Origin of the sequence: Amycolatopsis sp. NPDC059657 (assembly GCF_042734395.1) — a bacterium.
Classification (GTDB): domain Bacteria; phylum Actinomycetota; class Actinomycetes; order Mycobacteriales; family Pseudonocardiaceae; genus Amycolatopsis.
In genome coordinates this window covers 49,968-59,898 of record NZ_JBHWEB010000056.1, presented here as the reverse complement: position 1 = coordinate 59,898, position 9,931 = coordinate 49,968, and the positions used below count along the sequence as shown (strand labels likewise).

At 69.4% G+C, this 9,931-nt stretch carries 10 protein-coding genes; 8 read left to right on the top strand and 2 right to left on the bottom strand.

Annotated elements, in window-relative coordinates; all coding sequences use genetic code 11:
• Window positions 1–200: 200 nt before the first annotated feature.
• Genes trpB through ACFV15_RS27585 form a run of 3 tightly spaced genes read left to right on the top strand, consistent with a single transcriptional unit; the run spans window position 201 to window position 2,937 of the window.
• A complete protein-coding gene (trpB, locus tag ACFV15_RS27595; protein WP_378353562.1) occupies window positions 201–1,385 on the top strand; it encodes a tryptophan synthase subunit beta in 1,185 nt (394 codons plus the stop codon).
• Window positions 1,382–2,164: a tryptophan synthase subunit alpha gene (gene trpA / locus ACFV15_RS27590; protein WP_378353560.1), complete on the top strand. Its 783-nt coding sequence runs from the start codon at window positions 1,382–1,384 to the stop codon at window positions 2,162–2,164. The genes trpB and trpA overlap by 4 nt, the downstream gene beginning before the upstream one ends.
• Window positions 2,165–2,181: 17 nt before the next feature.
• On the top strand, window positions 2,182–2,937 hold the full coding sequence (locus tag ACFV15_RS27585; protein WP_378353558.1) for a GntR family transcriptional regulator: 756 nt from the start codon (window positions 2,182–2,184) through the stop codon (window positions 2,935–2,937).
• Window positions 2,938–2,940: 3 nt separating this feature from the next.
• On the opposite strand, the gene eno is transcribed toward ACFV15_RS27585, so the two are convergent.
• On the bottom strand, window positions 2,941–4,221 hold the full coding sequence (gene eno, locus ACFV15_RS27580) for a phosphopyruvate hydratase (RefSeq protein WP_378353556.1): 1,281 nt from the start codon (window positions 4,219–4,221) through the stop codon (window positions 2,941–2,943).
• A gap of 131 nt (window positions 4,222–4,352) precedes the next feature.
• On the opposite strand from eno, the gene argG reads away from it, so the two are divergent.
• Window positions 4,353–5,798 (top strand): argininosuccinate synthase, encoded by a 1,446-nt coding sequence (argG, locus tag ACFV15_RS27575; protein WP_378353554.1) that lies wholly within the window; start codon window positions 4,353–4,355, stop codon window positions 5,796–5,798.
• On the opposite strand, the gene ACFV15_RS27570 is transcribed toward argG, so the two are convergent.
• Entirely contained in the window at window positions 5,795–7,579 is a 1,785-nt protein-coding gene (locus ACFV15_RS27570; RefSeq protein ID WP_378353552.1) for a beta-propeller domain-containing protein, read from the bottom strand. The genes argG and ACFV15_RS27570 overlap by 4 nt on opposite strands.
• A gap of 89 nt (window positions 7,580–7,668) precedes the next feature.
• Between ACFV15_RS27570 and ACFV15_RS27565 the strand changes: the two genes are divergently transcribed.
• The 4 genes from ACFV15_RS27565 to ACFV15_RS27550 all read left to right on the top strand — a co-directional run bounded on the left by ACFV15_RS27565 (window position 7,669) and on the right by ACFV15_RS27550 (window position 9,826).
• Window positions 7,669–8,055, top strand: a complete 387-nt coding sequence (locus ACFV15_RS27565; RefSeq protein WP_378353551.1) for a hypothetical protein — start codon at window positions 7,669–7,671, stop codon at window positions 8,053–8,055.
• Between the two features lie 82 nt (window positions 8,056–8,137).
• On the top strand, window positions 8,138–8,812 hold the full coding sequence (locus ACFV15_RS27560) for a DUF6766 family protein (RefSeq protein WP_378353549.1): 675 nt from the start codon (window positions 8,138–8,140) through the stop codon (window positions 8,810–8,812).
• Between the two features lie 59 nt (window positions 8,813–8,871).
• Window positions 8,872–9,054: a CsbD family protein gene (locus ACFV15_RS27555; RefSeq protein ID WP_378353547.1), complete on the top strand. Its 183-nt coding sequence runs from the start codon at window positions 8,872–8,874 to the stop codon at window positions 9,052–9,054.
• A 97-nt stretch (window positions 9,055–9,151) separates the two neighbouring features.
• Window positions 9,152–9,826, top strand: coding sequence for a TetR/AcrR family transcriptional regulator (locus ACFV15_RS27550; RefSeq protein WP_378353545.1), 675 nt, complete (start codon window positions 9,152–9,154; stop codon window positions 9,824–9,826).
• The last annotated feature ends 105 nt before the right edge of the window (window positions 9,827–9,931 follow it).

The window sequence follows — 9,931 nt, the reverse complement described above, 5'->3', positions numbered from 1 at the left end:
TGGTCGGGCCACCGACGGCGGCCCGACCGACTCGCTCACGTGCCGATTGACAACGCAGGCCAAGCCTTAACTACCCGGCATTGGGTTCTAACCGGCCAAAACACTCACGACCCCCGAATCCCTGCGCAACTGTTCTAGAACTGTCTGGCCGAAGTGTGGTAGACCTAGGCACAGACAGTTCTAGAACAGTTGGAGGCGAGATGGACACGCGGAGCATGGCCGTGGACGTCAGGGAGCCCGCGGGACTCGGCCGGTTCGGCGAGTACGGGGGCCGGTTCGTGCCGGAGTCGCTGATCGCGGCCTGCGACGAGGTCGAGCGGGCGTTCCGTGACGCGTGGGCCGATCCCCTGTTCCACGGCCAGCTCGATCGGCTGCTGGCGGTCTACGCGGGACGCCCGACCGCGCTGACGCCCGCCTGGCGGCTGTCCGCCGAGCTCGGCATCACGCTGCTGCTCAAGCGTGAGGATCTCGCGCACACGGGCTCGCACAAGATAAACAACGTGCTGGGCCAGGCGTTGCTCGCGAAGCGCATGGGCAAGCGACGGCTCATCGCGGAGACCGGCGCGGGCCAGCACGGCGTCGCGACCGCGACCGCGGCGGCGTTGCTCGGGATGTCGGCGACGGTGTTCATGGGTGAGCGGGACATCGAACGCCAGGAGCTCAACGTGTTCCGGATGCGGATGCTCGGCGCGGAGGTCGTGCCGGTGCGGTCGGGCAGCCGGACGCTGAAGGACGCGTGCAGCGAAGCGTTGCGGCACTGGGTTTCCTCGGTCGAGGACGGTTACTACTGCCTCGGCTCGGTGATGGGCCCTCACCCGTATCCGTGGATGGTGCGCGAATTCCAGCGGGTGATCGGCGACGAGGCCCGCACGCAGTGCGCGACCGAGTTGCGCACCGCCACCCCGGACTTCGTGGTCGCGTGCGTAGGCGGCGGGTCGAACGCGGCCGGGACGTTCGCCGGGTTCGTCGACACTCCCGCGCGGCTCGTCGGCGTCGAACCCGAGGGTGGCGCCGCGATCAACTCCGGCCTTCCCGGGATCCTGCACGGCTTCCGCACCAAGGTCTTGCAGGACGAACACGGCCAGATCAGCGAAGCGCACTCGATCGCCGCGGGCCTCGACTACCCCGGTGTCGGCCCCGAGCACGCCTACCTCGCCGATCTCGGCAGGGCCGAGTACTTCACGGTCACCGACGCCGAGGTGCTCGACGCCGTCCGGCGGCTCGCCCGCGCCGAGGGCATCCTCTGCGCGCTGGAATCCGCGCACGCCGTCGCCTGGGTGCTGCGCGCGGTCGAAGACGGCGAGATCCCCGCGGGTTCGACCGTGCTGCTCACGCTCTCCGGCCGCGGTGACAAGGACATGCAGACCCTCATGGAGCTCTCGTGAACGCACTCGAAACCCGGACCCGCGCGACACGAGACCAAGGCCGCAAGCTCCTCGCGCCGTACGTCACCGGCGGAATCACCGACGACTGGACCGACTACCTGAAGGCGAGCCAGGACGCGGGCGCCGACCTCATCGAGATCGGCCTCCCGTTCTCGGACCCGACGCTCGACGGCCCCACCGTCCAGCAGGCCTCCGACCTCGCGCTGAGCCGCGGCACGACCGCCGACGGGATCCTCGCGGACCTCGCCAAGCTGGACCTGACCGTCCCGCTGGTCACGATGACCTACGCGAATTTGGTGCTGCGCAACGGCCCCGACACGTTCTGCGCCGCGCTGCGCGAGGCGGGCGTCAGCGGGCTCATCGTCCCGGACATGCCGGTCGACGAGGTCGCTCCCCTGTCCGAAGCGGCGGCGCGGCACGGCATCGACCTCGTGCTGCTGGCCGCGCCGTCGACCACGCCGGACCGCCTGCGCGTGATCGCCGAACGCAGCCGCGGCTTCGTCTACGCGGTCAGCCTGATGGGGACCACGGGCGAGAAACGCGACCTGCCGAAGTCCGGCCGGACGCTCGCGCGGTCCCTCACCGAACTCACCGATCTCCCGGTGCTGGTGGGTTTCGGCGTCTCACGCGCCGAGCACGCCGCCGAAGCCGCGCGCTACGCCGACGGCGTGATCGTCGGCTCGGCGCTGATGCGTAAAGTGCTCGACGGCAGCCGCGCCGAGGACATCCGCGCGGAGCTGGCCGGGATGCGCACGGCACTGGACGCCGTCGGGGACTGACGAGGTGAAGCGGGGCCATGGGCGACGAGCGGCGGCAGCCGAAGTACGCGGCGATCGCGGCCGACCTGGACCTCAAGATCCAGGAGGGGCACTACGCCTCCGGCCAGGCCCTGCCATCCCAGCGTGACCTCAGCGCCGAATACGGCGTCACGCTGATGACGCTGCGCCAGGCGCTGAGCCTGCTCGCCGAACGCGGTCTCGTCACCCGGGAAGCCGGGCGCGGAACCTACGTTTCGCCGCCAAAAGCCTTCTACAGCATGGGTTCCCTGAAAAGCCTCGCCGATGATCTGCGCGAGCAAGGCCACTCCGTGGAGACCACTCTGCTCGCCCGCGGACGACGCCCGCTCCCCGCCTGGGTGGCCACCCGCCTCGGCGCCGAAGCCGCCGAACCCGCGCTACGCGTCGAACGTCTCCGTCACGTCGGCGGAGCGCCCGCGATCCACCAGGTCTCGTGGATCCCAGCGGCCTTCGCCGGATCGTTGACCGAGGTCGACTTCACCGCGACCTCGCTCTACGACGCCTTCGCCGCCGACGGCCGCGTGGCCGACCGCGCCGACGAACGGCTCAGCCCTGCCGTGCTCACCACGCGCCTCGGGACGCTGCTGGAGCGTCCCGAAGGTGCGCCGGTGTTCCTCAGCGACCGCGTGACCTACGACCGCGACGGCCACGCGATCGTCTTCGACCGAGCCACCATCCTGGGCGAGCTCATCGAAATCCGGACCGAGCGCGCGGCCTCGTCGGTCAAGGTCGTCTGGACCAACGCGGGCGGCTGAGACTCAGCGTCCCCGAAGCGTGGCGGCGCCCGCGTATCGGGCTTCGGCGCCGAGCTCCTCCTCGATGCGGATGAGCTGGTTGTATTTGGCGGTACGGTCGGAGCGCGACAGCGAGCCGGTCTTGATCTGGCCGCAGTTGGTGGCGACCGCGAGGTCGGCGATGGTGGTGTCCTCGGTTTCGCCGGAGCGGTGCGACATGACCACGGAATAGCCTGCCTTGTGCGCGGTCTCGACCGTGGTGAGTGTCTCGGTGAGCGTGCCGATCTGGTTGACCTTGACCAGGATCGAGTTCGCGATGCCGCGCTCGATGCCGTCGTTCAGCAGGTTCACGTTGGTGCAGAACACATCGTCGCCGACGAGCTGGACCCGGTCGCCGATGGTGTCGGTGAGCTGCTTCCAGCCGTCGAAGTCGTCCTGCGCGAGACCGTCCTCAATGGACACGATCGGGTAGCGGGCGGTGAGGTCGGCGAGGTAGGCGACGTGCTCCTCGACGCTGCGCTTGCGGCCTTCGCCGGTGTAGTCGTAGACGTCGCCGGTGTAGAACTCGGACGCCGCCGGGTCGAGCAGCAGCGCGATGTCCTCGCCAGGGGTGTAGCCGGACCGCTCGATCGCGCGGAGCACGAACTCGAGCGCCTCGTCGGCGGAGCTGAGGTTCGGCGCGAAACCGCCCTCGTCGCCGACGTTGGTGCCGTGCCCGGCGTCGTGCAGCGACTTGCGCAGCGTGTGGAACACCTCGGAGCCCATCCGGACCGCCTCGGCGAAGGTCTCGGCGCCGACCGGGCCGATCATGAACTCCTGGAAGTCGATCGGGTTGTCCGCGTGCGCGCCGCCGTTGATGATGTTCATCATCGGCATCGGCAGCAGATGCGCGAACACCCCGCCGACGTAGCGGTAGAGCGGCAGCGCGCTGGCCGCGGCGGCGGCCTTCACCACGGCGAGCGAGACACCGAGCGTCGCGTTCGCGCCGAGGCGGGCCTTGTTCGGGGTGCCGTCCAGCTCGATCAGCGTGCGGTCGACCTCGGCCTGCGCTTCCGCGTCCAGCCCGACGATCGCCGCGGCGATCTCGGTGTTGACCGCGTCGACGGCCTTGCGCACGCCCTTGCCATGGAACCGCTTCTCGTCACCGTCACGCAGCTCGACCGCTTCCTTGGTCCCGGTCGACGCGCCCGAGGGCACCGCGGCCCTGCCGAACGACCCGTCGGCCAGCTCGACGTCGACCTCGACGGTCGGATTGCCCCGGCTGTCGAGAACCTGGCGGCCGTGTACCCGGGCGATGGCGGTCATCTTCACTCCTGGAGTTCAGTGGGGTGCGCGAAGCACCGGCGAGGCTAGCAGAGATCGACTGAATCGATCCCGAAGTTTTTCGGGCACCCCCCGGTTGCATAGTCATGCAGTCGAGTGCATACACTGTCGTCGTGTCCAAAGTGCTCACTTCCCTGCCCATCGGTGAACGTGTCGGTATCGCCTTCTCTGGTGGCCTCGACACCTCGGTAGCGGTCGCGTGGATGCGCGACAAAGGTGCGGTGCCCTGCACCTACACCGCCGACATCGGCCAGCCCGACGAGCCCGACATCGCGTCGGTGCCCGGCCGCGCCACGTCGTACGGTGCGGAGATCGCACGCGTGATCGACTGCCGCGCCGCACTGGTCGAGGAGGGGCTCGCGGCGCTGGCGTGCGGCGCGTTCCACATCCGCACCGGCGGCCGCACCTACTTCAACACCACACCGCTCGGCCGGGCGGTGACCGGCACGCTGCTGGTCCGCGCGATGCTCGAGGACGACGTCCAGATCTGGGGCGACGGCTCGACCTACAAGGGCAACGACATCGAGCGGTTCTACCGCTACGGCCTGCTCGCGAACCCCGCGCTGCGGATCTACAAGCCGTGGCTCGACGCCGACTTCGTCACCGAGCTCGGTGGCCGCAAGGAGATGTCGGAATGGCTGGTCGCGCACGGCCTGCCGTATCGCGACAGCACCGAGAAGGCGTACTCCACCGACGCGAACATCTGGGGCGCGACGCACGAGGCGAAGGCGCTGGAGCACCTCAACGCCGGCATCGAGCTGGTCGACCCGATCATGGGCGTGCGGTTCTGGGACCCGGCCGTCGAGATCGAGCCGGAGGACGTGACCGTCGGCTTCGAGCAGGGCCGCCCGATCACCCTCAACGGCAAGAAGTTCGACTCCGCCGTCGACCTGGTGCTCGAGGCCAACGCCATCGGCGGCAGGCACGGGCTCGGCATGTCCGACCAGATCGAGAACCGCGTGATCGAGGCCAAGAGCCGCGGCATCTACGAGGCGCCGGGCATGGCGCTGCTGCACGCGGCCTACGAGCGGCTGGTCAACGCGATCCACAACGAGGACACCCTCGCGAGCTACCACAACGACGGCAGGCGGCTCGGCAGGCTGATGTACGAAGGCCGCTGGCTCGACCCGCAGGCGCTCATGGTCCGCGAGTCGCTGCAGCGCTGGGTCGGCATGGCCGTCACCGGCGAGGTGACGCTGCGGCTGCGGCGCGGCGAGGACTACTCGATCATCGACACCGCCGGTCCCGCGTTCAGCTACCACCCCGACAAGCTGTCGATGGAGCGCACCGAGGACTCCGCGTTCGGCCCGGTCGACCGGATCGGCCAGCTGACCATGCGCAACCTCGACATCGCCGACTCGCGCGCCAAGCTGGAGCAGTACGCGGGCATGGGCATGGTCGGCGGCCAGCAGGCGATGCTGATCGCCACCGCGCAGCCGTCGACCGAGCTGATCGGCGCGATGCCGGAGGGCGGCGCCGAGGTCATCGCCTCCCGTGGCGAAGCGCCTGCCGACGACCAGTTCCTGGACGCGGCCGCGATGGAGTCGGGTACCGACTAGGCGAACGACTGCCAGGTCAGGCGGGCGAGGCTGGTCAGGTCACTGACCAGCACGCCCGTCTCCGAGACCGTCCACAGTGCACCGTCGAGCACCAGCGCGCGCCGGACTCCGCCGCCGTCGTGGCGCACGGTGCCGACCTCGGTGAACGCGCCGCCGGTCAGGCGCAGCACCAGTGCGCCGCCGCCGGCGCGGTCACCGTTGACGGGCACGACCAGCAGCCCGTTGTCCGGCCAGTACAGGAAAGCGTGCGGGTCGTACTCCGCCTCGGAGTGGACGTCGCGCAGATGATGCTTGGCGAGCAGGCTCGGCTTGGCCGGGTCACGGACGTCGAAGAGCGACACCTGCGTGCCCAGCGTCCTGCCTTGCTCGCTCGCCTCCTGCCCGACGCCGATCAGCCTGCCGTCGCCCGCGGGATGCAGGTACGCCGAGTAGCCGCTGATCTTCAATTCTCCTACCGCGCGCGGCTTCGTCGGATCCGAAAGGTCCACTGTGTACAGCGGATCGGTCTGCCGGAACGTCACCACATAGCCGGTCTGGCCGATGAACCGCACGGCGTAGATCCGTTCCCCCGCACCGAGTCCGCCGAGTTCGCCGACCGCGGCGAGCTTGCGGTCGAGCACGGTGACCTTGCTGTGCGCGTCACCGTCCACTGTGGTCGCGACCCGGAGATGATCCGCGTACTCGGACATCGAGTACTGATTGAGCAACCGGCCCCGCACTGAGCCGGAAGCGGTGTGCACCGGCTTACCCGGCATGGCGATGTCGAACCGATGGATCTCGGTGTCCGCACGATTTTGGTCGGCTACATAGAGACTGGTTCCCGTGCCGTAGACGATCTCGCCGTCGGCGAGTATCGACATCGGGTCGCCCGTCCCCAGCCGACCGGCGAGATCGACGGTGAGCACGGTCAGCATCGACGCCGCGCTGTAGTCGGCGGGCCGCTTCACCTGATCGCACGGCACGAGCGTGCCCTCTTGGCGGCTGCCTTCCCGTTCGAGCGTGTAGTGCGGCAGCCAGTCCTCGATCTTCGACTGCTCGACGGTGTCCCGATTCCGCCGGATGTCCGCGGGATACGGGAACGCCAGCCTCGGCGCGGAGCGCAGCACGATCCGCGCGACCCCGCCGACCTGACGCGCGTCGACGAAGGCGCCGTCGGTGGTCAGCGTCTCGAGAACCCGGGGTGTGCCGGACAAATCGACCAGGGTGAGCCGAGGTCCGGCGGCGCCCGCCACGGGCTTCCTGCCCTCGAAATCGGGCATCATGGCACCCTCGGACACCACGAGCGCGCGATCACCCTGCAGCAGCAACTGGGTGGCCATGCCACCGGGCAGCACGAGCGAACCGCCGAGCTTGCGGCTCGCCACGTCCATCACCCGCAGCGTGCCGTCCGCGACGCTGACCAGCCGTTTCCCGTCGGTCTTGACCACATCCGGCTCGTCGGCGCCTGCCTCGTGCACGGTGGTCTTGGAGAACTTGGCCGCCGCGTCCTGCGGGGCCGCCTCGGCCGAGATCGCCCGCGCGCCGGTGAAATCGGGCCCCATCGGGCCTCCGCCGAGCAGGCCGTACTCACCGACCCTCGGCAGCAGCGCGCGTTTGAACGCCTCGAGCGCCGACTGGCACGAGTCGAAAGCGGCCAGCCGCAGCGAAACCGGTTCCTCGGCCGGTCCGTAGTCGACGATCGCGGTCCGCTCGCCCAGCGGCAAGCCGGGTACCGCACTCGCCGCGGCCAGCAGCACCGCCGTGCACGCCAACGCCACCCGGAACGTCATCGGCTTGTCCATGCCCCAGTGACGTAACCAGGCCTCGGATCCGTTGCACCATGAACGTCGGCGGCGGTTTTGCCGGTGCCCGCGGCGGGTACCCGGCGTACATGATCAGAACGATCGCCGCGGTGCTGCTGACCTGCGCGGTCACCGCCTGCGGGAGCCCCGCGGACGCGGCGCCCTCGGCGGTGGCACGGCAGTTCACCGAAGCCATCGGATCGGGTGACCCCGCGGCCGCGTGCGCGCTGCTCGCACCCCGCGCCAAGGACGCGCTCGTCGCGACCACCGCCCGGCCGTGTGCCGTGGGGTTGGCCGCGCTGCGGTTGCCCCACGCGCCACCGGCCACGCCCGCGGTGTGGAGCAGCGAGGCGCAGGCCAAGAGCGCGGACGACACGGTGTTCCTGCACGAGTTCTCCGACGGCTGGCGGATCACCGGCGCCGGCTGTCACCCGCGCAACGAGCAGGTCTACGACTGCCTGGTCGGTGGGCGATGAGAGGCCGCGCGTTGTTCGTCTGCTACCTCGTCTTCGTGGTCGCGGGCCTCGGCTACTGCATCGCGCTCGGATTGGCCCACCTATGAAACGGTATCTGCGCGACAACGGCCTGGCGCTCGCGTTCGGCGCGTTGTTCCTCGCCAGCCTGATCGGGCAGGCGCTGGCGGGGCACGCCGACTTCGACAGCCGCGCGCTCGCGCACGGCGCCGAACCGATCAGCCTGCTGGACTACGTGACGTCCAGCGATTTCGCGGTCGACGTCGCCGAGAATTGGCAGTCGGAATACCTGCAATTCTTCCTCTACATCTTCGCGACCGTGTGGCTCATGCAACGCGGCTCACCCGAGTCGAAGCCGCGGGACCGGCTCGGCGCCGAGAGCGACCGCGATCAACTCGTCGGGCGGTACACGAAAGTGTCATCGCCGAAGTGGGCCAGGGCAGGCGGTTGGCGCACCGGGGTCTACTCGCACTCACTCGGGTTAGTGATGGCAGGCCTGTTCCTGCTCTCGCTGCTCGCGCAGTCGATCGCGGGCCTGGCCGCCTACAACGCCTCACAGCTCAGCGACTTCGGCGATCCGGTGACCTGGCTCACCTATCTGGGCTCGGCGGATTTCTGGAACCGCACCTTGCAGAACTGGCAGTCGGAATTCCTGGCCATCGGCTCGATGGCCGTATTCAGCGTCTACCTGCGCCAACGCGGTTCCCCCGAATCGAAACCGGTCGGCGCGCCGCACGCCGACACGAATGACGGTGGTTAGACGCCGCCAGTGCGGGTAACCGCCCTGTGGTGACACCTCCGACAAACGAAAGGTTCGTCGTGAACGACAAGATGGAGAACAAGGGCGAAGAGCTCAAGGGCAGGGCCAAGGAGGCCGTCGGTGACGCCACCGGCAACGAGCAGTGGCAGGCCGAAGGCAAGGCCGACCAGGCCAAGGGCTCACTCAAGCAGGCAGGCGAAAAGGTCAAGGACGCCATCAAGGGTGTGCGCGACAAGCACTGACCTTTGCGCGAGCGGCGGACCCGGCGACGGGTCCGCCGCCTGTCCTTGGGAGTGGAGCGAACTTGTTCGGGACGAACACGTTCAGTAGGCTCGCCCGATGACCTCGGCACCCCGAAGCCGCCGCGAGCGCCCGGCCAAGCCGGCGCTCACCTACGACGGCATCGTCGCCACGGCCGTCCGCCTGATGGAAACCGAAGGCCTGCAACGGGTCACGATGCGCAGGCTGGCCCAGGAACTCGACACCGGCGCCGCTTCCCTGTACGTCTACGTGGCCAACACCGCCGAGCTGCACGCGGCCATCCTCGAGCACCTGCTCGGCACGGTCGACCTGCGCCCTGTCCGCGCCAAGGGCGACTGGCAGGACCGGCTGATCGCCGTTCTCCGTTCGTACACAAGGGTTTTGTTCGCGCACCCGGCGTTGGCGAGTTCGGCGCTGATCGCCCGGCCGTCCGGTCCGAACTACCTGGCACTCGTCGAAGCGGTTTTGACGTTGCTGCACAAGGGCGGCGTGCCCGACGCGCAGGCGGCCTGGGGCATCGACGCGCTGCTGCTGGTCGCGACCGCGACCGCCGCCGAACAGTCGGCGCGCGCCGAGAGCACCGCCGCGCCCGCCGACCACCAGGCCACGGTCGCCGCGCTGCGAGACGCTTCACCCAAGACACATCCGCGCGTCGCCGCGCTCGGCGACGACCTCGTCTCGGGCCCGCCCGAAGCCCGCCTCGAGTGGATCCTGCGCACGGTCATCAACGGCACCATGGGCACCCCACGCTGAGGGGTGGGGGGGTGGGTGTGTGGGGGGTGGAGTCGGTAAAAAAAACCCAACCACCACACACAACCCCACCCGCCGCCGCCCGCCCCCCCGCCCGCTCAACCCGCA

Excerpts from the sequence above, each read along its gene's own strand:
- trpB (WP_378353562.1), top strand. The coding sequence starts at position 201 with ATGGACACGCGGAGCATGGCCGTGGACGTCAGGGAGCCCGCGGGACTC.
- ACFV15_RS27585 (WP_378353558.1), top strand. The coding sequence starts at position 2,182 with ATGGGCGACGAGCGGCGGCAGCCGAAGTACGCGGCGATCGCGGCCGAC.
- eno (WP_378353556.1), bottom strand. The coding sequence starts at position 4,221 with ATGACCGCCATCGCCCGGGTACACGGCCGCCAGGTTCTCGACAGCCGG.
- ACFV15_RS27570 (WP_378353552.1), bottom strand. The coding sequence starts at position 7,579 with ATGGACAAGCCGATGACGTTCCGGGTGGCGTTGGCGTGCACGGCGGTG.
- ACFV15_RS27565 (WP_378353551.1), top strand. The coding sequence starts at position 7,669 with ATGATCAGAACGATCGCCGCGGTGCTGCTGACCTGCGCGGTCACCGCC.
- ACFV15_RS27560 (WP_378353549.1), top strand. The coding sequence starts at position 8,138 with ATGAAACGGTATCTGCGCGACAACGGCCTGGCGCTCGCGTTCGGCGCG.
- ACFV15_RS27550 (WP_378353545.1), top strand. The coding sequence starts at position 9,152 with ATGACCTCGGCACCCCGAAGCCGCCGCGAGCGCCCGGCCAAGCCGGCG.